The following is a 21,487-nucleotide window of genomic DNA, read 5'->3' on the forward strand; positions in this document are numbered from 1 at the left end:
TACTCCTCAAGCGTGCACCAAAGTGCCTTCGTCTTCACCCAGCACGACGCGTTTGAGCGCACCGTTCTTAAAAATCGAAAACACCTTGATCGGCAGCTTTTGATCCCGGCACAGCGCAAATGCCGTGGCATCCATGATCCCGAGATTGCGTGAAATCGCCTCGTCGAAGGTCAGGCTGGTGTAGCGCGTCGCGTTCGGGTCTTTCTTGGGGTCAGCGCTGTACACGCCGTCCACCTTTGTCGCCTTCAGCACCAGTTCGGCGCCGATCTCGGCACCGCGCAACGCTGCAGCCGTGTCGGTCGTAAAAAATGGGTTGCCGGTACCGGCAGCGAAGATCACGACCTTGCCCTCTTCGAGATACTGGAGCGCCTTCGGCCGCACGTAAGGCTCGACCACCTGCTCAATGGCGATGGCCGACATCACGCGGGCCACGAGCCCCTGCTTGTTCATGGCATCGGCAAGTGCTAGTGCGTTCATTACAGTGGCGAGCATGCCCATGTAGTCGGCAGTGGCCCGGTCCATTCCGACCGAACCGCCGGCCACGCCGCGAAAAATGTTGCCGCCGCCGATCACGACCGCCAGTTCGACGCCCATGTTGACCACCTCAGCCACCTCTTCGACCATGCGGACTATGGTCGCGCGATTGATGCCGAAAGCGTCATCGCCCATGAGCGCCTCCCCGGACAGCTTCAACAAGATTCGCTTGTGGGCTGGGCGGGGTTCGGACATGGGCATTTTCCTTCGGTGTTTGCGGGGCGAGTGTAGAGCGGGAATTACGCCGCCGCCTTGGCTGCAGCCACTTGGGCAGCAACTTCTGCGGCAAAGTCATCGACCTTTTTCTCGATCCCCTCGCCGACCACGTAAAGGGTGAAGCCCTTGACGCTCGTACCGGCGGCCTTGAGCATGGCTTCAACGGTCTGCTTGTCGTTCTTCACGAAGGCCTGGTTATGCAGTGAAACCTCTTTCAGGTATTTCTGCACGCCGCCTTCGATGCGCTTGGCGACGATGTCGGCCGGCTGGGTTTTCTTGCCCTCGGCTTCGGCGGTCTTGCGGTCTTCCTCAGCTTTGCCGGCAGCCACAGCGCGCTCTTTTTCGATGAGTTCCGCAGGCACATCGGTGCTCGAAATAGACACGGGTTTCATCGCTGCAATATGCATTGCCACGTCTTTGGCTGCAGTGTCGTCACCTTCGAACTCGACCATCACGCCAATGCGCGTGCCGTGGAGGTACGACGCCAGCTTGCCGTTGCCCGCGAAATGCTTGAAGCGGCGAAAACTCATGTTCTCGCCGATCTTCCCGATCAGGCCCCGACGCACGTCTTCAAGCGTCGGGCCAAAGCCATCTTGCGCATACGAAAGCGCGCCAAGTCCAGCAATATCAGCTGGGCTGTGCTTCGCCACGAGCATCGCGGCGGCGTTGGCAAAAGCCAGGAAGCTGTCGTTCTTGGTAACGAAGTCGGTTTCGCAATTGATTTCGATCATGCCGCCCGCATCGCCATCGACAAACGCCGTGACGACGCCTTCGGCGGTGATGCGGCCCGACGCCTTGCCGGCCTTGTTACCGAGCTTGATGCGTAGCAACTCTTCGGCCTTTTCCATGTTGCCCTCGGCCTCGGTCAGGGCCTTTTTGCATTCCATCATCGGCGCGTCGGTCTTCGCGCGCAGTTCGCCGACCATGCTTGCGGTGATTGCAGCCATTTTTCTATCTCCGTAACTTCAAAAATCAGTATAAAAAAAAGGGCAACGAAGCCCCTTCTTCAGGCTCGCGAGAGCGTGGATCAGGCCGAAGCACCTTCTTCGACTTCAACGAATTCGTCGCTGCCGCCGCCTTCGGCGATGGCCTTGACGACGTCACCGGCGGCATTGTTGCGGCCTTCGATGATCGCGTCGGCGATGCCACGGGCGTACAGCAAGACGGCCTTCGAAGAGTCGTCGTTGCCGGGAATCACGTAGTCGATGCCTTCAGGCGAATGGTTGGAGTCGACCACACCGATCATGGGTATGCCGAGCTTCTTGGCCTCGAGCACTGCAATCTTGTGGAAACCCACGTCGATCACGAAGATGGCATCGGGCAGAGCGGCCATGTCCTGGATGCCACCGATATCCTTCTCGAGCTTGGCGATTTCGCGTGAAAAGGTCAGCTGCTCTTTCTTGCTCAGGCTTTCGAGCCCGACTTCTTGCTGCGCCTTCATGTCCTTCAAGCGCTTGATCGACGTCTTGACGGTCTTGAAGTTGGTCAACATGCCGCCGAGCCAGCGGGTGTCAACGAAAGGAACGCCGGCGCGGCGGGCTTCCGAAGCCACAATTTCACGGGCCTGGCGCTTGGTGCCGACCATCAGGATCGTGCCGCGGTTGGCCGTGAGTTGCTTGGCGTACATCATCGCGTCCTGGAACATCGGGAGCGACTTTTCCAGGTTGATGATGTGAATCTTGTTGCGATGGCCGAAGATGAACGGGGCCATCTTGGGGTTCCAGAAGCGGGTTTGGTGACCGAAATGGACACCGGCTTCCAGCATTTCGCGCATGGTGGTCGACATAGAAATAACTCCAAAGGTTGGGTCTAAAATCCAGCCCGTTTTGAGCCTTTTTCGAACATTTTCGAAGTAGGACACAACACCTTGATTGGGCTGGTTTGCGGATGCGTTTCAACAGGCACAGTAACAAGTAACTTGGGAGAAACTTGCCAGAAAGCAAGCTCACCAAACACCGTCACCGCATGACCAGCGAAACCATACGAGTATAGCACTGCCGCTCTCGTTTTACCTCCGTCACTCCTCCTTGTCGCGTCCCGCTTCGCGCTCCTGCCCACCCCTTCCACGCCTACGCTTTCCATCCCCATGAACGACCTCCATGCCACACGCCTTGCACTGCTCGCGGGCCAGACCGATGCGGCCACAGCCACGGAGGAAGCGGTCCTCATCGCCGCGTCTGCGGCATGCGCCCATGCCTTCACCCGCACCATGTTTGATGAAGCGCGATCCGCGGCTGCCCTTGCGCCCCCGCAAAGTCCTCTGAGCGGACTCGCGTTTTCAGCCAAAGACCTTTTCGACATTGCCGGCCAGCCGACCCCCGCCGGATCCGTCGTCCTCGCACATTCAACGACGGCCAGGGCCGACGCGACCGCCGTTACCCGCCTGCGTCAGGCCGGCGGTGTCAATATCGGCCGGACCAACATGACGGAGTTCGCTTTCTCGGGCGTCGGCGTCAATCCGCACTACGGCACGCCGGCCAACGCATGCGACACGGCCACGCCGCGCATTCCGGGTGGCTCGTCGTCCGGCGCCGCGGTGTCCGTCGCGACCGGCGCGGTCTTCATTGGACTGGGCTCCGATACGGGCGGCTCGATCCGTATTCCGGCCGCTCTGAATGGCATCGTCGGCTTCAAGAGCACGGCACGGCTGGTGCCAACCGATGGCGCAGTCCCGCTCTCCACCACGCTCGATACGGTCTGCGCGATAACGCGATCGGTACGCGACGCAGTCACTGCGCACGAAATTCTGGCGGCACGACGCGTCGTCGCTGGCACGGCATCGCTTTCAGCTTACCGACTCGCCGTCGTCAAGAACGTTTTTCTCGACGGCCTAGAGCCGACCGTGGCCATCGCTTTCGAGCGAGGTCTCAAGTCTCTCCGAGCTGCCGGTGCGTACATCCAGGAGATTGAACTGCCTGAGCTGGCCGAACTCGCCAACCTCAACGCGACCGGGGGTTTTTCAGCCCCCGAAGCTTATGCGTGGCACCGGTTGTTGCTGGAGCGCAGCGGTGCCGGCTACGACCCTCGTGTGGCACAGCGCATACTGAAGGGTGCTGCCATGACGGCTTACCAGTACATCGATCTGGTTGCCGCGCGCCGGGACTGGATTACTCGCGTCGAGCGCAGCCTCGCGCCCTTCGATGCTGTGCTGTCACCGACGGTGCCGATCACGGCGCCCACGATCGAGAGTGTGGCGCCGGGCGAAGAACGCGACGACGTGTTCTTCCGCATAAACAGTCTGCTCTTGCGCAACCCGTCGATCGTCAACATGCTCGATGGCTGCGCCATCTCACTCCCTTGCCACGCGAAAGGCGAGCTACCCGTTGGCCTCATGCTCTGGCATGGCGCCCTGCACGATGATGCGGTGCTTGCCATCGCTTTGCAAATCGAGCGGACACTACAAGAACGGTAGCTTGCAAGGACAGTTGCTTCACGCGGCTTTCAAACGCTGTATTGCACAGGCAAGCAGCGGACCCCTCATTGATTAAAGAGTTCGAATGAAAATCGCGATCGTTGGCGCCGGCATCATCGGCGTCACAACCGCTTGGGAGTTAGTGGCCGACGGACATGAGGTGACTGTCTTCGAACGCCGCGGCGCAGCCGCTGAAGAGGCCAGCTTTGCCAACGCTGGCGTGGTCGCACCCGGCTACGTCACGCCTTGGGCAGCGCCAGGCATGCGCGGCAAGGTGCTTCGGTCGCTGCTTTCGACGCACGGCGCCATCAAGCTTCGCTGGCCGATCAGCGCGCGCGATGTCAGGTGGATGTCACGCTGGCAAAAGGCCTGCAAACTGGAGACGTACCTGGCCAACCGAAGCCGCATGCAGCGCCTGGCGTTCTACAGTCGCACGCGCCTGCACGAGATCACCGAAGCCCGCGAGCTGAGCTACGAGCGAAGCGATGGCTACCTGGTTTTGCTGCGCTCGAAACGCGAGCAGAAACTGGTGCAGCCTGGCCTCGACGTATTGCGCGAAGCGGGTACGAATTTCCGGGAAGTCGATGCCAACGAAGCCCGGCGCATCGAGCCGGCACTGAGTACCGACACGGACCTGGCGGGCGCCATTCATCTGCCGGACGACGAGGTCGCCAATTGCCGCCAATTCGCGTTGCTCCTGAAGTGGGAGGCCGAGGCACTTGGGGCTCAATTTCATTTCAATTGCGATATCGCGCCCCTGAGTCGATCGGCACCCACTTCCCTGTCGTTGGCTGCCGGTTCACCCGCCCTTCCCTTCGATGCAGTCGTTGTGTGTGCCGGCTTGGCTTCTGCGCGTCTTCTGCGCCCGCTGGGCCTGCGGATTCCGCTGACGCCGGTGTACGGGCACTCGATCAGCGCAAACATCCGCGAGCCGTTGAACGCGCCGCAAAGCGCGGTAATGGACGAGCGCTACAAAGTCGCCATCTCTCGCCTCGGCCAACGCGTTCGCGTAGCCGGCAGCGCAGAACTCGGTGGATCACTCGACACCATGAACCCCGCTGCACTTCAGACGCTTTACAAGGTGTTGCAAGACTGGTTTCCGGGCGCAGCGACGCTTCAGTCGGGCGTGCAGCAATGGAAGGGTGCGCGACCGATGCTGCCCGACGGTCCGCCGGTGCTCGGCGCCAGCGGAGTGACAGGTATCTGGCTCAACCTCGGGCACGGCTCGAGCGGCTGGGCGTTGTCTTGCGGAAGCGCGCGCGTACTGGCCGACTTGGTCGGAGGGCGACGACCCGAGATCGATCTCGAAGGTCTGGGCGTCGAACGATTGATGTTGGCCTGAAAATATCGAGTGTCATGCAACGCATCACATCCGAAACGATTTGCGATCTATTCGACATCGCGGCCACGCGCCGCATCGAAATTGCACACGCCGCCGGCCTTCCTGCGCACACGCTCATGCAGCGCGCCGGCATGGCGACCGCGCGGCTTGCGATGGCGATCACGCCGCACGCCCGCACCGTCTGGATCGCCTGCGGTCCGGGAAACAACGGTGGTGACGGCTTCGAAGCTGCGTGCGAGTTACAGCGCCGCGGCTTCGCGCCCGTAGTCACTTTTTGTGGCGATGCGGCGCGTTTGCCCGCGGACGCAATGGCATCTCTGCGGCGTGCCCGCGACGCAGGCGTCGTCATCGTCAACGAGCCACCCGCACAACATGACCTTGCGATCGACGCCCTGCTCGGCATAGGCTCCACACGCGCGCCTGAAGGCAAGATGGCTGAGTGGCTGCAGCTGATGCGCGCGGCCGAAGCGCCGCTGTTGAGCATCGACGTGCCGTCGGGCCTGAATGCCGACACTGGCGTGCTTCTGGCGAATTCCGCGAACGCCGTTGATGGCGCGAAGGCCTTCTCAGGCGACCCACAGGCAAATAACAAAACAACGACGGCCGCCACACGCTACTGCCTGAGCCTTCTGACGTTGAAGCCCGGCCTCTTTACCGCGCAAGGCCGCGACGCCGCTGGCGAAGTCTGGTTCGACGACTTGGGATGCGCTACCGCGGTCGAAACATCGACTGCAAAGCTGGCCGGCAAACCCCTGATAACCCGGCGGGCGCATGCGTCGCACAAAGGCAGCTACGGCGATGTCGCCGTGATCGGCGGCGCGCCCGGAATGGTGGGCGCAGCGCTACTCGCGGCGTCTGCTGCCCTTCACGCCGGCGCCGGGCGCGTGCTTGTCGGCTTGCTCGATCCGCATGCCGCGGCGGTCGACACCCAACAACCCGAGTTGATGTTGCGCAAGGTCGAGTCGCTCGACCTGTCCGCGCTTACCGTGGTCTGCGGCTGCGGCGGCGGAAACGCAGTACGCACCCTGCTGCCGCGCGTCATCTCGACGGCCAAAGCACTGGTGCTCGACGCCGACGCCCTGAACGCGATCGCCCTCGACATGAGCCTGCAGCAATTGCTCGAAGCGCGCGTGCGACGCGGTCGCGCTACGGTGCTGACGCCACATCCGCTCGAAGCAGCACGCCTGCTCGAAGCGTCGGCGAGTGAAGTGCAATCGGACCGCCTTGCCGCTGCCCGAAGTTTGGCCGCGCGTTTCGGTGTCGTGGTGCTGAAAGGGTCAGGCTCGGTCATTGCCGCAGGCGCTGCCGCACCGATCATCAACCTCACCGGTAATGCGCGCCTGGCCACTGCAGGCACCGGCGACGTGCTGGCCGGGATGGTGGGCGCAGCGCTGGCTAGTGGGCGATCGGCAATGGACGCAGCGCGCGAAGCGGTGTGGCGGCACGGTGCCCTTGCCGACCGTTGGCCCGAAGACCAGCCGCTTACGGCTGACGGCTTGGCCCGCCAACGACCGGATTAGCTCCAGCCCTGCTTCAGGTCAGCCGCGCCCCACAAATGGCATCTTGGTCGCCATGATGGTGTGGAACAAGACGTTCGCCTCAAGCGGCAGGTTCGCCATGTACAACACCGACTGACCGACGATCTTCACGTCGATCAATGGCTCGATGCCCAATTCGCCATTGGCCTGCGGCACGCCCTTGGCCATGCGTGAAGCGAGCTCGGTCATGGCGTTGCCGACATCGACCTGCCCCACGGCGATGTCGTACTTGCGGCCATCGAGGGACGCTGTCTTGGTCAGCCCCTTTACCGCGTGCTTCGTCGCCGTGTAAGCGATCGAATTTGGGCGCGGCGTCGTTGCCGAGATCGAACCATTGTTGATGATGCGACCACCGCGCGGCGTCTGCGCCTTCATCGTGCGAAAAGCCTGCTGGATGCAATAGAACATGCCGCTCAGGTTGATGTCGACGACGCCCTTCCATTGCGCTTCGGTCCAATCTTCAAAGGGACCTGCGGGATTACCGACGCCAGCGTTGTTGAACAGCAAGTCGACACGGGCAAAGCGATCGACAGCGGCAGCGAACAATGCCTGGACCGACTCGGGACGGACCACATCGGTCGGCACGGCAAGCACGCGTACACCAGCGCCCGATTCTTCGGCCACAGCTTCGAGTGGCTCGAGCCGGCGGCCAGCGAGAACGACATTCCACCCATCGCCCAGCAATGCGAGTGCCGCCGCGCGGCCGATGCCGGAACCGGCACCCGTGACAACCGCGACGCGGCCCTTGTTCTCAACGCTCATGTCTGTTTTCTCCTGGTGTTCAAAGCGAAACTCGTTCGAAGATGAAATCAACGGCGCGGCTTGCGCCCCTTCATCTTGTTTGCGGCGTTCTTCACGGCCGACTTGAAAGCCTGCATGGCCGATTGCGGCGCCGCCGCTGCCATTGCTACGTTGCCGCCCGCACTCGCAGCAGCAATGACTCGATCATGTCCGCGCTCGGCAACGGATTCGGACTTGTGCCGCGACCCGCGCTTGGCCGAAGCCTTGACGGGTGCGCCGCTCGACGACACGCCCTTGTCCTTCATCGCGCGCGAGGTGAGGTCTTCGCCCTCGCGCACCAAACGGAAATCGATCTTGCGACCATCCAGATCGACGCGACTCACCTGCACACGAACACGCGTGCCTATCGCATACCGCATACCGGTGCGTTCGCCACGAAGTTCCTGCCGCATCTCGTCGAACTTGAAGTACTCGCCACCCAGTTCGGTGATGTGCACCAGCCCTTCGACGTACATCGCGTCGAGCGTGACGAAGATGCCGAAGGTCGTCGCCGAACTGACGACGCCACCATATTCCTCGCCGAGATGCTCGCGCATGTACTTGCACTTGAGCCACGCCTCGACGTCGCGGCTGGCTTCGTCGGCACGGCGCTCGTTGGCACTGCAATGCAAGCCGGCGGCCTGCCACGCCTGGACTTCCTTGGTGGGCGCCACGGCAGCCTTCTCGGGCTTGGTGGTCGGCGCCTTGACGCGCGATGCCAGCCGCTTTGCGAGCTTGGCATGCGCCTCGCCAGGCGTCGGCAACATCGGCAGCGTGTACTTCTGCTTGTTGAGAATCGCCTTGATGACGCGGTGAACAAGCAGATCAGGGTAACGGCGAATCGGGCTGGTGAAGTGCGTGTAAGCCGCATACGCCAAACCGAAGTGACCGCTGTTGATCGGCGTGTAGATCGCTTGCTGCATCGAGCGCAACAACATCGTGGATATCTGTTGCGCGTCGGGCCGCTCCTTCGTCGCCAGCGCGATCGCCTGGAACTCGCCGGGCTTTGGATCATCGGTGATCGACAAGCCAACGCCCATTGCTTTCAGATAGCCCCGAAGGATTTCCTTCTTCTCGGGCGTCGGGCCTTCGTGCACGCGATAGAGACCGGGGTGCTTCCCTTCGGCGATGAAATCGGCGCTGCATACGTTGGCCGCGAGCATGGCTTCTTCGATCAGCCGGTGCGCCTCGTTGCGCGTACGCGGGACGATCTTTTCGATGCGCCCGGCGTCGTCGCAAATGATCTGCGTCTCGGTGGTTTCGAAGTCGACCGCGCCACGCTTGCCGCGTTGCTTCAGCAGCGCCTTGTACACGTCGGACAGGTTCAGCAAGTCCTTCACGCGGTCTTTGCGCTTGGCCGCTTCAGGTCCACGCGTGTTGACCAGAATCGCTGCGACTTCGGTGTACGTGAAGCGCGCATGACTGAACATCACGGCCGGGTAGAACTGGTACGCGTAGATCTCACCGTCGGCTGCAACCAGCATGTCGCACACCATGCACAGGCGCTCGACTTCAGGGTTGAGCGAGCACAAGCCGTTGCTCAACTTCTCCGGCAGCATCGGAATGACACGGCGAGGAAAATAGACGCTGGTGGCGCGGTCGTACGCGTCGATGTCGATGCCCGAGCCGGTCTGCACGTACGAACTCACATCGGCAATGGCAACGAGCAATCGCCAGCCCTTGCCACGTCCGACCTTGGCCGGCTCGCAGTACACGGCATCGTCGAAGTCGCGTGCGTCTTCGCCGTCGATGGTGACGAGCGGCACATCGGTCAGGTCGATGCGCCCCTTCTTGTCGGCAGGGCGCACCGCGTCGGGCAATGCCCTGGCTTCGGCCAGACACGCCTCCGAGAACTCATGCGGCACACCGTACTTGCGCACCGCGATTTCGATTTCCATTCCGGGATCGTCGATCTCGCCCAATACCTCTTTGACGCGACCGACCGGCTGACCGAACAGTGCAGGCGGCTCGGTGAGTTGCACCACCACGACCTGGCCGACCTTCGCGGTGCCGGTAGCGCCTTTCGGGATCAGCACGTCTTGCCCGTAGCGCTTGTCTTCGGGAGCGACAAGCCAGATGCCGCCCTCGTGCAACAGCCGGCCGATGATGGGTTGCTCGGGGCGCTCGACGATCTCTACGACACGGCCTTCAGGCCTGCCGCGACGGTCTTGTCGCACCACGCGCGCCTTGACGCGGTCTTTGTGCAGTACCGCACGCATCTCATTGGGCGGCAAATAAATGTCGGCTTCACCATCGTCGCGTTGTACGAAGCCGTGCCCATCGCGATGTCCTTGAACCGAGCCTTCGATCTCATCCAGCAAGCCGCTGGGATGGCCATTATTTTTGATACAATCTCTCTCTTTCCTGAAATTCAAAACACGTTGCACTTGTGCAGCATGTGGGCCCAGGTGGCGGAATTGGTAGACGCACTAGTTTCAGGTACTAGCGAGTAACATCGTGGGGGTTCGAGTCCCTTCCTGGGCACCAAGTTTAAATAAAACCATTCAAGGTTTATACGAATCAAGCCACCGGTCTCCGGTGGCTTTTTTGTTGCCCGATCGAAATGCGCGTGCGCCATCAAATCGGCAGCGCGATCAGGTCGTGGCCTTCGGCGCCGACGATGCGAGCGCGGGTGAATTCACCCACCTTCATGGTCTTGCTGATCTTCTCTGGCGGCAGCAACCGAACAGTGCCGTCGATCTCGGGCGCGTCGGCATAACTCCGGCCCACACCGCCCTTTCGGCCCAGACCCGGCGCTGAATCCACAAGCACTTGCATCGTGGCGCCAATGCGCTTTTTCAGCTTCTCGATCGACACCGCTTCAGCCACTTCCATGAATCGGCCACGGCGGGCTTCGCGCTCTTCGATGGGCAACATCCCGGGGATGTCGTTGGCAGTCGCGCCCTCGACCGAACTGTAGGCAAAACAACCGGCCCGATCGATCTGCGCTTCTCGAATGAAGTCCAGCAAATGCTCGAACTCGGCTTCTGTCTCGCCCGGAAAACCGGCAATGAACGTACTCCGGATGACCAGTTCAGGACAGCCTTCGCGCCACCTTGCGATGCGCTCCAGATTCTTCTCGCCGCTGGCCGGACGCTTCATGCGCTTGAGCACATCCGGATGGCTGTGTTGAAGCGGCACATCGAGGTACGGCAATACCTGCCCGCTCGCCATCAACGGAATAATTTCGTCAACGCTCGGGTATGGATACACGTAATGCAATCGAACCCATGCGCCGTAAGGCTCTGCGATTTCGCCGAGCGTCTTCACCAAATCGAGCATGCGCGTCTTGACCGGCTTGCCGTCCCAAAAACCGGTGCGGTACTTGACGTCGACACCATAGGCCGACGTGTCCTGGCTGATGACCAGCAGCTCCTTCACGCCGCCTTCAAACAAGGCTTTGGCCTCGCTCAGCACGTCGCCTACGGGTCGTGACACAAGGTCACCGCGCATCGACGGGATGATGCAGAAGGTGCAGCGATGATTGCAGCCTTCGCTGATCTTCAGGTACGCATAGTGGCGCGGCGTGAGCTTGAGCCCGGCAATGCCGAAAGCGCCCGGCACGAGATCGATGAACGGATCGTGCGGCTTGGGCAAGTTCAGATGCACCGCATCCATGACCTCCTGCGTCGCATGGGGGCCGGTGACGGCGAGCACGCTCGGATGCATCTGGCGCACGAGGTTGCCACCAAGGTCCCCGGTCTTTGCGCCGAGGCATCCGGTCACGATCACGCGGCCGTTTGCAGCCAGCGCGTCCCCGATGGCGTCGAGACTTTCTCTGACGGCATCGTCGATGAAGCCGCAGGTGTTGACGATCACCAGATCGGCGCCTTCGAATGTTTTGGAGGTTTGATAGCCCTCGGCGCTGAGGCGCGTGAGGATCAGCTCTGAATCGGTCAGTGCTTTGGGGCAGCCAAGGCTGACAAAGCCGACTTTAGGGGCGGCGACCGCAGGGGCCGTTCGTTCGGGGGAAACAACTTCGCTCATATCCCCGTATTGTCCCAGCTATCGTCCGCCAATACGGCTTTCAGGGGCGCTTCAGACCGAATGCGCCGAGCACCTGCTCCGTGTTCTTCTGCATCTGCTCCTGCATCTGCAAAAAGACGTTCTTCGATTGCTCGACGTAGTTGCCCATCAGGCCTTGCAACATCGGGGACTGCGTCGTCATGAAGTGCGACCACATCTCCGGCGACAGACCTTCGGCTTTCTCGGAGAGTTGGGCTTGCACCTCGGTCATCGCCTGGATGTTCTTTTCCAGATACGGGCCCATGTAGCTTTGCATGGTCTGCCCGTAGAACCGGATGAGACTGGACAGCACCTGCTCGGTAAACATCGGCGCGCCGCCCGCTTCTTCTTCGAGGATGACCTGCAGCAGAATGCTGCGCGTCAGGTCGTCGCCGGACTTGGCATCCCGCACCACGAAAGGCGCGCTCTGCATCACCAGTTGCTTGATGTCGGTCAACGTGATGTACGTGGAGGTTTCCGTGTCGTAGAGCCTTCGATTCGGGTACTTTTTGATGACGCGTTGTCCCGGCTTGCTACCGGACTTCTTGCTCTGCACTGGGAACTCCTTCATGTGTTCGCGCCGTCGCGTCGAAGGCATTCTAGGGAGCGGTTTCGCAGCGTCGCGCCAAGGTTTACCCTGACCGGCACCCGTGCGGCGCGTCGAGGCTGTTGCGTCAGTCCAGCGCGGTGGCGTATTCAGCGCCGCAGACCTTGCATGCAGCGGATTCAGGGCGCGTGTCGGTCGGCTCACGGTAGTGCAGCGGACTCTTGATACCGTTGAAGATCCAGCAGCGCGGGCAGTGTTCCTGCCCCGCGACGGGCAGGTAAGCCCGAGCACGCTGCTCGGCACGCTCTCGCGTCACCGGCGAGCCTTGGCGCACCGTACGCGCAACCTCTTCGGCCGCCATGGTGCCAGCACGGCCATTGGCACGGTCGTTCAGCCCATAGACGACGCGCGCGAACTCGAGCGGCGCCTGACGCAGCAACGCGGCGAGCCGCATCTCTTCAAGTGCGGACTCGATCGCGGTGTGCGACGAAGCGGAAGTCGGAACTGTGGTGGTCGAGGACATCTGGTTACGTAGTATGTCCAAAATACCGCGGTCAGGGGTGAGAGTTGACCCGCTTGCTGCAAAAAACCTGAGCCGAGATGATCGACGAGGTGAATTGTGCAACGATCCACAGTGCTGGACCGGCCTGAATTGAACAGTGATGCCGGAACCGTGATCTGAAAACGGGAAATTGGTAGGCGCGATTGGACTCGAACCAACGACCCCCACCATGTCAAGGTGGTGCTCTAACCAGCTGAGCTACGCGCCTAAGGATGCATTCGAGAGTTCGATTATAGCCCGAGAAATCGAGCTATTCAGCGCCGACGTGCAGAACGCACACCAGCAACTCCAGCAACGACCTTCAAAACATGCGCCAGCCGCGCCGCATCGGTAATCTCGACAGTGAACGTCATCCATGCCGTTCCTTTGATCGACTGAGTCAGCACGCCGATGACGTTCATCTTTTCGCGGGTGAGCACTTCCGAAATATCGCGGAGCAAGCCCTGCCGGTCCGATGCCTCCACTGCCACATCGACGGCATACACGGCACCGTCATCCGGCTTGGAGGCGCCCCACTCCACGTCGATAACGCGCTCTGCATTGCGGGTCGCCATCTGCCGAAAGTTGCTGCAGTCCGCGCGGTGGATGCTGACGCCGTGGCCGCGCGTGACGAACCCACCAATGACGTCGGGTGGCGCCGGTTTGCAGCACTTGGCAAGCTGCGTCATGAGCGACGAAACGCCGACCACCAGCACGCCACCCTTGGCCGACTTCTCGCTCCCTCGCGACTTGCGAATCAGCGCGCCGTCATCGGCACCCGGCGCGGGCTCTGGCGGACGCAACAACATTTCGATGTTGCGCAACGAGAACTCGTCCTTGCCGACCACCTCGAAAAGGTTGTCGGCGGACTTGAAGCCGAGCTGCGATGCCAGGTCGTCAAGCTTGATCGACGTCTTGCCTTCGCGTTGCAGTACCTTTTCGACAGCCTCGCGACCGCGCGCAACCGTTTCGTGCGTAATCTGCGCGTTGAACCACGCACGCACCTTGGCGCGTGCGCGGTGGCTCGCCAGATAACCGAGTTCGCCGTTGAGCCAATCGCGCGACGGGCCGCCTTCTTTCGCCGCGACGATCTCGACCGTCTGGCCGTTTTGCAGCGGCGTGTTCAGCGGAACCATCGCGCCGTCGATGCGCGCGCCGCGGCAACGATGGCCGAGACTCGTGTGCACCGTGTAAGCAAAGTCGACTGCGGTCGCGCCCTGTGGCAATTCGACGATGGCCGCATCCGGCGTCAGCACATAGATGCGATCGTCGAACAGCCCCTGGCCTTGAGAACCGCCCGACAGGTCCCGTTCCCACGCCAGCAATTGACGCAGCACAGCGATCTTGGCGTCGTATTCGCCGCTCGCCCAAACCCCCGCATAACCTTTGTGGCCGGCCTCTTTGTATGCCCAGTGTGCGGCCACGCCGTGCTCGGCATGGTCGTGCATTTCTTCGGTGCGTATCTGGATCTCGATCGGCTTGCTGGCCTGCCCATCAACGACCGCCCGCACCACGGTATGCAGCGACTGATAGCCATTCGGCTTGGGGCGCGCGATGTAGTCGTCGAACTCTTCGTCGATCGGCTGAAAGTGCGAGTGAACCCATGCCAGCGCCGCATAGCAGTCCTTGACGTCTGGCACCACCACGCGCAGCGCAAGGATGTCGAACACCTGCGCGAAGTCGAGCGACTTGCCGCGCATTTTCTTGACGATGCTGTAAATGTTCTTCGGCCGCCCCTGAACCTTGGCCTGCACGCCTTGCTCGTTCAACTCCTGCTCGAGCGTCGAGCGCAGTTGCTCGACATAGCCTTCGCGCTCGATGCGCTTTTCATCGAGCAGGCGGGCGATGAGCTTGTACGTTTCCGGCTCGAGGAACCGGAAGGAAAGATCCTCGATCTCCCACTTGACTTGCCAGATACCGAGTCGGTTGGCCAGCGGTGCAAAGACCTGCAACGACTCGCGCGCCACGTTCTCGGCCACCGGAACTTTGCAGGCGGCCGCATGCCGCAAAGTCTGCAGCCGTGAGGCAAGCCGCAACATCACGACACGCAGGTCGCGAGAAAACGCCAGCAGCATCTTGCGGACGTTCTCGGTCTGCGAGCCGAGGCCATCGGACAGCTGCGTGCTGGCCGTGGCAGATCGAGCCTGCTTCTGCACATGAACCAGCTTGGTCGTCTCGACGGCCAGCGCCGCGAAGTTGTCGCCGAAGACCTTGGCGATCACCTCTTGCGGGCGGTTCAGGTGCTGGCACGAATAGACCAGATAGCTCGCTGCCTGCATCGCCTCCGAACCGCCCATGTGCGCCACGATCTTGGCCACGGCGTCGGCATGCGCCAGCGTGTTCTCGCCGGTGTCCAGTGTCTCGTCCGCAATCAACGGTTCGGCGAACGCTCGCGCACGCGACAGCATCTGGTCGATGACGGGCGCGCGGTCAGCCGTGGCGGCAGACAGTGGGTAGTCGACGACGAGATGCTCAGGCATGGACACAGACACAGGAACGACCAGCGGACAAAAGTAAAACGGAGGACGACCGACTTGTCAGTCGAGCAGGAACGACGCAACGACGGCAATCTGATCCGCCGCCACGAATGTCGGCGCATGACCGACACCGGGGAATTCCACGAGCCGCGGGTGCGGGCCCCGTGCGGTCATGGCAGAGGCCGTTTCACGCCCAAGCAAATCCGACTGCGCCCCACGAGTGAGCAACGTCGTGGCGCTGATGGTGTCGTACAACGCCCAAAGCACCGTCTCGCCTTGCGTGGCGGCCTCAACGCTCATTGCACGCAGAGGCAGTGCGAGCGCCGGGTCGTAGTGAAGTACGTAGGGGCCGACATCGCCACCGCCTGCAACCTTGGCGTCTCCGGCCTCGGTGCGCGACGCGGCAGGAACCACCATGTGCCGCGACAGTTCCAGCCACTGCGCCGAAGAGTGCGGACCGAAGGTGCTCGACAGCGCCCAGAGTGCGTCGGCCGCTGAATCGAGGGTTTCATATGACCCGCCATGGCCAACATAAGCGCCGATGCGCTTGAGCGCCGCAGGATCGAGCGTCGGGCCGACATCGTTGAGGACCAACCGACGGATCGGCGATGGCAAGGGGACACTCGGACTGCCGGCGAGCGCAATGCCGATCAAACCGCCCATGCTGGTGCCGACATAGTCGAGCGTTCCGATCGCTTGCTCCGAGTGCAGCTGCGAAATCAGCGCAATGACGTCGGCTGCGTATTGCGGCAGCTGGTAGCCATCCGGATTGGCGAGCCAGTCGCTTTCGCCGCGTCCCACGATGTCAGGGCATACCACCCGAAGATCGTTACCGGCCCGCGCCAACAACGAAAGAGTCAAAGCATCGAAATCACGACCCTGGCGGGTGAGCCCATGGACGCACAACACCACATGCGCGCTGCGCGGATCGCCCCACTGCCAGTAAGCCATGCGATGACCGCCGGAGGCGTCGTGGCAAGCCACATGATGCAGGGTCGGTTCGGTCATGAAAGCGGGCTTCGGGAATGCAAACAATTGTCTCAGCGCATCGTAAGTCATCCGGTGAACGGCCTTTCAGGAGCAGACCATCCATGGGAATTCGAAAAGCCCCGACTACTTCAGTTGTACCGAGCCCGACACGTTGACCACCACGCTGGTCTTGCCAGCCTCGACAGGAACGGCCGAATCGGACGCCATCGACTTGGCCTCCATCGCCATCATGCGCGGACGCATCGGGCTGGCCTGGTTGGCGTTGACCGACACCTCGCGCAAGCTGTAGCCAGCGAAACCGAAGTCCTTGGCAAGCTCGGCGGCCTTCTGTTTGAAGTTGTCGATGGCGAGCGTTTGCGCCTCCGCCTCGACCTTGGTTCGTTGCTCACGACTCAAACCGAAGCCGACATTGCCGACGCTGAGCGTCGTGATGCGGCCGGCCGTCTGCGTTATGCGCGGAAAGTCGCGCCCTTCGAGGATCAGTTCGGCCGAACCCTGCCAGCCGCTGATCTTGCCGTCTCGCGTGTAGCGTGGCGACAGGCTGAAGTTGCCGGTGCGCACGTCGAGTTGGCCAGGCTGCGCGGCCTTCCGCGACTCGGTCAGGGCGGCGTCGACGGCGGTCTTCAATTGCGTCTGCACGATAGCCGCGTCGGCGTTGTCTCGCGAGGTGACGAGCGTCATGCTGAGCAAGTCCTGCTGGACTTCGACCGTGCCGTTGGCCGACAACTGCAGTACGTTCTGCGGCGGCGCCGAGGTCGCGGTCTGAGCGAAGCCCGTGGCAGCCGCGGAAAGAACGGCGCATGCCACTGTCAATTTAATAGCGTTCAAAACAAGGGACTTCCATTTTTAAAAGAGAGATGGAGCAAGCCGGCGCGCGGCATGGCTCGCGTGCGTCGCGTTTCGGCGCCGCGATAAGGGGTCAGGGCCGCTGCAAACGCGGCGCTGGGATCTGGACGGCACGCGACTCCGGAGCGCTGACCATACGCTCGACAGGTTGCGATTCCGCAGATCGGATCAGCTCGGTCCGCGCTGCCCATTGTTGCCGCACCTGGTCACGCAACTCCGCAAGTTCTGCAGCCGTCAGGCGACGGCCGGCGGTGGCTTCCTCGCGCCGCACTTCCTCGCGTTGCGACGCACGATGCGCGTCGACTGCAGTGCGCAGTTCGCTGCGGCGCTGTTGACTCGCCGGCGTCGACCCGTCTTGCGCGGCTTCTGCAGGCACCACGAGCAGCACGGGCAAGCACAGCAAAGCAACGACCAAAGGCATCGTCTGACGTAGAAAAATGATGTGGCGAAACGGCAAGGTGGTGGCACTGTGCCACCGGCGTGCAACGCGCAAACGTCTGGACCGCGTACGTCCGCAAGTTTTGTAACTTAGTGTCAAAGCACTGTGAAAACCGGCTCAATGGCCTGCTAACGCATTCAGAATCGGCTCTGTTACAAATTCAGTGTTGTAGAAATGAATCAAAACCCTGCTCGCACCGACAAGATCGTGATCGTCGACGACGACGCCCGCATCCGCGACCTGCTGCGTCGCTACCTGACGCAAGAGGGCTTCGAAGTCATCGTGGCCGAAGACGGCAAGGCGCTGAACCGCATCCTGCTGCGCGACACGGTCGATCTGATCGTGCTCGACCTGATGATGCCCGGCGAAGACGGCCTTTCGGTGTGCCGCCGCCTGCGTGCCGCCAACGACCGCACGCCCATCATCATGCTGACGGCCAAAGGCGAAGACGTCGACCGTATCGTCGGTCTCGAGGTCGGTGCCGACGACTACCTCGGCAAGCCTTTCAACCCACGCGAATTGCTGGCGCGGGTGCATGCGGTACTCCGCCGCCGCCCGCCACTCGAGGCGCCGGGGGCGCCGTCGACCGACAACGAAACCGTCAACTTCGGCCCGTTCAGTTTCGACCTCGGTTCGCGGACGTTGAAGAAAGACGGCGAGGAGCTGTCTCTCACCACCGGTGAATTCGCGATGCTGAAGGCGCTGGTGCGCCATCCACGCCAGCCGCTGTCGCGCGAAAAGCTCGCGCAGCTGGCACGCGGCCGCGAGTTCGAGCCCTTCGACCGCAGCCTCGATGTGCAGATCTCGCGCCTGCGCAAGCTGGTCGAATCCGACGCCGCGGCGCCGCGCTATATCCAGACCGTCTGGGGCGTCGGCTACGTGTTCGTGCCGGACGGCACCACCTGATTTCCGTGGCGGCCAACGGCCCCAAATCGACGTTGCCGAACCCGCTTGGCGAGGACCCCGGCGCAGTCACGCTGCCAAGCCCGCTCGAAGGGTTGCCGCAGCGCGGTCGCGCGCGCCTGAAGCTCGGCTTCAACCTGTTCTGGCGTACCTTTTTCCTGTTGGCGCTGCTGCTGTTCGGCTGCACTTTTGCCTGGCTGCAGACCTTTCGCGCCCTCGAATACGAACCGCGCGCCATCCAGACCGCACATCAGATTGCGTCGCTGGTCAACCTGACGCGCGCGGCGCTGGTGTATTCCGATGCGATCACGCGCGTGTCGCTCATCAAGACGCTGGCCGACCAGGAAGGCGTGCGGATCCTGCCGCGCGAACCGAACGACCGCGTCGAGGCCTACACCAGTGGCTCGCTCGACCAGCGCGTGACTGAAGAGCTGATCGATCAGCTCGGCGAAGGCACCAATGTGGCGAGCCGCGTCAACGACGAGCCGGGCCTGTGGATCGGCTTCACGATCGAAAGCGACAACTACTGGCTCTTGCTGGACCCGACGCGTTTCAGCCGGGTCGGAGGACGCACGTGGCTGGTCTGGCTCGCGACGGCCGTGGTGCTGTCGCTGGCCGGCGCCGCGCTGATCACGCGCTTCATCAACCGGCCGCTGAAGCAGCTGTCGCGCGCCACACGCCAGGTTCGCGAAGGCGAATACGAGGCGCACCGGCTCGACGAAGGTGCGCGCACCAGCGAAATTCGCGCCGTCAACATCGGCTTCAACCGCATGGCCGACCAGCTTGCCAAGATCGAGCAAGACCGCGCGGTGATGCTGGCCGGCATTTCGCACGACCTGCGCACGCCACTGGCACGGCTGCGGCTCGAAACCGAATTGAGCGTGGCGGACGAAGATGCGCGCAACCATATGGCTGCCGACATCGCCCAACTCGACTCGATCATCGACAAGTTCCTCGACTACGCCCGGCCGGACCATGTCGACTTCAAACCCGTGTTGCTGCGCGACGTGGTCGATGCCTGCATCTATGCCGTGCAGGACTACGACGACATGAAGATCAAGGTCGATGTCGCGTCCGATTTACGCGTGATGGCGGACGAGGTCGAGCTGCAGCGCGTGATGTCCAACCTGGTCGAGAACGCGCGGCGCTACGGCAAGACGCCTGCGACCGGCGTGGCCGATATCAACATCCAGGCTCAGGCCCACAACGATGCGGTGCTGATCAAGGTGCGCGACCATGGCCCCGGCGTGGCGCCCGCCCTGCTCTCGCAATTGACCAAGCCGTTTTTCCGAGGCGACGCGGCACGCACGTCGGCAGCCGGCGCGGGCCTCGGACTGTCGATCGTGGCGAAGAACATCGAGCGCATGGGGGGCACCTTTGCGTTGACCAGCACGCCCGGTCGCGGCCTGGCGGCGCACATTCGCATGCCAAGGGGTCCGTCGATCAAGCTGGACGGCCCGCCGGGCAAAAAGGGGGAAGCCTCAGCAAAAGGCGGTGACACCAATGCCTAGACCAGCAGTTCGACGGTCGCTTTAAGGCGACCATCGCGGGACATCAGAGCGATCTCAGCGAGACAAAAGCACAACGGCCCGCGCTTCCATCGCGCGTCCTTCGCCGACCGGTCCGAGTTTCTCAGCCGTCTTGGCCTTCACGTTCACCCGATCGACCGTGATGCCTAAAACAGTTGCGATGCGCCCGCACATCGCGGGAATGTGCGGCGCGAGCTTCGGCGCTTGAGCGATCACGGTGCTGTCGACATTGCCGATCGTCCAGCCCGCAGCACGCACACGCGTCGCAGCGTCAGCCAGCAGCGCGGCGGAATCGGCGCCGTGGAATCTGGCATCGGTGTCCGGAAAATGTCGTCCGATATCGCCCAGCCCCGCAGCGCCCAGCAGCGCATCGGTGATGGCGTGCAACAGCACGTCGGCATCGGAATGGCCGAGCAGGCCCGCGGTGTGCGGCACCTCGATGCCGCCCAGCATCAGCTTGCGACCGGCGACCAGCTGATGCACGTCCCAGCCTTCGCCGACGCGAATGTCGAAGGGCATCGTCATGGTTTGTCGGTCCGCTCAATACGGCGCCGGCTGTTCAGCACGGCCTCCGCCAGTGCGAAGTCTTCTGCATAGGTCACCTTGAAATTTTGTGCGCTGCCCGGCACCAGCAGGGGCGCCAAGCCCAGCGCCTCGATGGCGCTCGCCTCGTCAGTCACGATGTCGCCGGCACGTTCGAGGGCGTCGAGCAACATCCCGATGCGAAACATCTGCGGTGTTTGCGCGAGCCACTTGTCGGCACGGGTCAGGGTCGCTGCCACACGGCCTTCGGGTGACGCGACCTTGAGCGTGTCGGGCAACCGCTGCGCCAGCAGGCCACCGGCGGCATCGTGCTCACAGGCAGCAATCAGCGCTTCGATCTGCGTCGGCGTGACGAGGCATCGCGCGGCGTCGTGCACGAGCACCCAGTCGTGCGGACCCGCGCCTTGCCCGCGAAGCGCCTGCAACCCATTGCGCACGCTGGCCGCGCGGTTCGCGCCGCCGACCTTGAACAAATGCTCGGCGGTTCCCGGAAAGTCCGGAAGCACCGTCGCGATGTCGCGGTCACCTTCGGCCACGACCAAGGCCAATGCGGTGAAGCGACCCGTCAGCGCCCGAAAAGCATCGATCGTGTGCGCCACCATTGGCCGACCGGCGATCTGCTGGTATTGCTTGGGCAGCGTGCCGCCCGCGCGATGGCCGGAACCTGCGCAGGGGATGAGCACATAGAGACGCGAAGACGACATGCAATTCCTGTAGATCGGCGCGGTGAGAACGTCGAATGGTGAATGAGCCAGCGCGCCAGCAGCAATGAGGCCACCATTCTAGAATTGCACGGTCGTACACCCCTCGCCATCCGGCGCGGGGTGTTCTGCATTTTTCGAAGC

General features: G+C 62.4%; 19 protein-coding genes and 2 tRNA genes. 6 read left to right on the forward strand and 15 right to left on the reverse strand.

Annotated elements, in window-relative coordinates:
- Positions 1-6: 6 nt before the first annotated feature.
- The 3 genes from pyrH to rpsB all read right to left on the reverse strand — a co-directional run bounded on the left by pyrH (position 7) and on the right by rpsB (position 2,536).
- Positions 7-729: a UMP kinase gene (pyrH, locus tag RCH10_RS12105; RefSeq protein ID WP_187052208.1), complete on the reverse strand. Its 723-nt coding sequence runs from the start codon at positions 727-729 to the stop codon at positions 7-9.
- A 44-nt stretch (positions 730-773) separates the two neighbouring features.
- Positions 774-1,697: a translation elongation factor Ts gene (tsf, locus tag RCH10_RS12110; protein WP_323500682.1), complete on the reverse strand. Its 924-nt coding sequence runs from the start codon at positions 1,695-1,697 to the stop codon at positions 774-776.
- Between the two features lie 80 nt (positions 1,698-1,777).
- Entirely contained in the window at positions 1,778-2,536 is a 759-nt protein-coding gene (gene rpsB, locus RCH10_RS12115; RefSeq protein ID WP_409052546.1) for a 30S ribosomal protein S2, read from the reverse strand.
- 300 nt (positions 2,537-2,836) lie between these two features.
- Here rpsB and RCH10_RS12120 point away from each other — a divergent pair, with 300 nt between their 5' ends.
- The 3 genes from RCH10_RS12120 (at position 2,837) to RCH10_RS12130 (ending at position 7,024) form a co-directional block, all read left to right on the forward strand.
- Positions 2,837-4,162, forward strand: coding sequence for an amidase (locus RCH10_RS12120; RefSeq protein ID WP_409052547.1), 1,326 nt, complete (start codon positions 2,837-2,839; stop codon positions 4,160-4,162).
- An 85-nt stretch (positions 4,163-4,247) separates the two neighbouring features.
- The gene (locus RCH10_RS12125; protein WP_323495051.1) at positions 4,248-5,504 is read left to right on the forward strand and encodes a D-amino acid dehydrogenase; all 1,257 of its coding nucleotides are present in this window, start codon (positions 4,248-4,250) and stop codon (positions 5,502-5,504) included.
- 14 nt (positions 5,505-5,518) lie between these two features.
- A complete protein-coding gene (locus RCH10_RS12130; RefSeq protein WP_409052548.1) occupies positions 5,519-7,024 on the forward strand; it encodes an NAD(P)H-hydrate dehydratase in 1,506 nt (501 codons plus the stop codon).
- A gap of 18 nt (positions 7,025-7,042) precedes the next feature.
- On the opposite strand, the gene RCH10_RS12135 is transcribed toward RCH10_RS12130, so the two are convergent.
- Together RCH10_RS12135 and rnr are read right to left on the reverse strand one after the other, a co-directional pair.
- Entirely contained in the window at positions 7,043-7,804 is a 762-nt protein-coding gene (locus RCH10_RS12135) for an SDR family oxidoreductase (RefSeq protein WP_409052549.1), read from the reverse strand.
- 47 nt (positions 7,805-7,851) lie between these two features.
- Positions 7,852-10,143 (reverse strand): ribonuclease R, encoded by a 2,292-nt coding sequence (gene rnr / locus RCH10_RS12140; RefSeq protein ID WP_409052550.1) that lies wholly within the window; start codon positions 10,141-10,143, stop codon positions 7,852-7,854.
- Between the two features lie 81 nt (positions 10,144-10,224).
- Between rnr and RCH10_RS12145 the strand changes: the two genes are divergently transcribed.
- A tRNA-Leu gene (locus RCH10_RS12145) sits at positions 10,225-10,309 on the forward strand.
- A gap of 90 nt (positions 10,310-10,399) precedes the next feature.
- Here the strand turns inward: RCH10_RS12145 and rimO are convergent.
- From rimO to RCH10_RS12185, 8 genes are all read right to left on the reverse strand, one after another.
- Positions 10,400-11,809, reverse strand: a complete 1,410-nt coding sequence (gene rimO / locus RCH10_RS12150; protein WP_409052551.1) for a 30S ribosomal protein S12 methylthiotransferase RimO — start codon at positions 11,807-11,809, stop codon at positions 10,400-10,402.
- A gap of 40 nt (positions 11,810-11,849) precedes the next feature.
- Positions 11,850-12,398 carry a polyhydroxyalkanoate synthesis repressor PhaR gene (gene phaR, locus RCH10_RS12155; RefSeq protein ID WP_323495047.1) on the reverse strand — a complete coding sequence of 183 codons (549 nt, stop codon included), beginning with the start codon at positions 12,396-12,398 and terminating at the stop codon, positions 11,850-11,852.
- A 103-nt stretch (positions 12,399-12,501) separates the two neighbouring features.
- Positions 12,502-12,897, reverse strand: coding sequence for a hypothetical protein (locus tag RCH10_RS12160; protein WP_261802388.1), 396 nt, complete (start codon positions 12,895-12,897; stop codon positions 12,502-12,504).
- A gap of 170 nt (positions 12,898-13,067) precedes the next feature.
- Positions 13,068-13,144 (reverse strand) — tRNA-Val (locus RCH10_RS12165).
- A 46-nt stretch (positions 13,145-13,190) separates the two neighbouring features.
- Positions 13,191-15,395, reverse strand: a complete 2,205-nt coding sequence (locus tag RCH10_RS12170) for a RelA/SpoT family protein (protein WP_409052552.1) — start codon at positions 15,393-15,395, stop codon at positions 13,191-13,193.
- 57 nt (positions 15,396-15,452) lie between these two features.
- Positions 15,453-16,400 (reverse strand): alpha/beta fold hydrolase, encoded by a 948-nt coding sequence (locus RCH10_RS12175; protein WP_409052553.1) that lies wholly within the window; start codon positions 16,398-16,400, stop codon positions 15,453-15,455.
- 105 nt (positions 16,401-16,505) lie between these two features.
- Complete coding sequence (locus RCH10_RS12180) at positions 16,506-17,189, reverse strand: SIMPL domain-containing protein (RefSeq protein ID WP_323495044.1); 684 nt, start codon at positions 17,187-17,189, stop codon at positions 16,506-16,508.
- Between the two features lie 112 nt (positions 17,190-17,301).
- Positions 17,302-17,649 (reverse strand): hypothetical protein, encoded by a 348-nt coding sequence (locus tag RCH10_RS12185; RefSeq protein WP_323495043.1) that lies wholly within the window; start codon positions 17,647-17,649, stop codon positions 17,302-17,304.
- A 192-nt stretch (positions 17,650-17,841) separates the two neighbouring features.
- On the opposite strand from RCH10_RS12185, the gene ompR reads away from it, so the two are divergent.
- Together ompR and RCH10_RS12195 are read left to right on the forward strand one after the other, a co-directional pair.
- Positions 17,842-18,573 (forward strand): two-component system response regulator OmpR, encoded by a 732-nt coding sequence (gene ompR / locus RCH10_RS12190; RefSeq protein WP_068632698.1) that lies wholly within the window; start codon positions 17,842-17,844, stop codon positions 18,571-18,573.
- Positions 18,574-18,644: 71 nt separating this feature from the next.
- Positions 18,645-20,081, forward strand: coding sequence for an ATP-binding protein (locus tag RCH10_RS12195; protein ID WP_409052670.1), 1,437 nt, complete (start codon positions 18,645-18,647; stop codon positions 20,079-20,081).
- Between the two features lie 54 nt (positions 20,082-20,135).
- Here the strand turns inward: RCH10_RS12195 and ispF are convergent, their stop codons facing one another.
- Complete coding sequence (gene ispF / locus RCH10_RS12200; protein WP_409052554.1) at positions 20,136-20,624, reverse strand: 2-C-methyl-D-erythritol 2,4-cyclodiphosphate synthase; 489 nt, start codon at positions 20,622-20,624, stop codon at positions 20,136-20,138.
- The gene (gene ispD / locus RCH10_RS12205) at positions 20,621-21,346 is read right to left on the reverse strand and encodes a 2-C-methyl-D-erythritol 4-phosphate cytidylyltransferase (protein WP_409052555.1); all 726 of its coding nucleotides are present in this window, start codon (positions 21,344-21,346) and stop codon (positions 20,621-20,623) included. Before ispD ends, ispF begins: the two co-directional genes overlap by 4 nt.
- Positions 21,347-21,487: the final 141 nt, after the last annotated feature.

Source organism: Variovorax sp. GrIS 2.14, assembly GCF_046115955.1.
In the GTDB taxonomy this organism is placed as follows: domain Bacteria; phylum Pseudomonadota; class Gammaproteobacteria; order Burkholderiales; family Burkholderiaceae_C; genus Variovorax.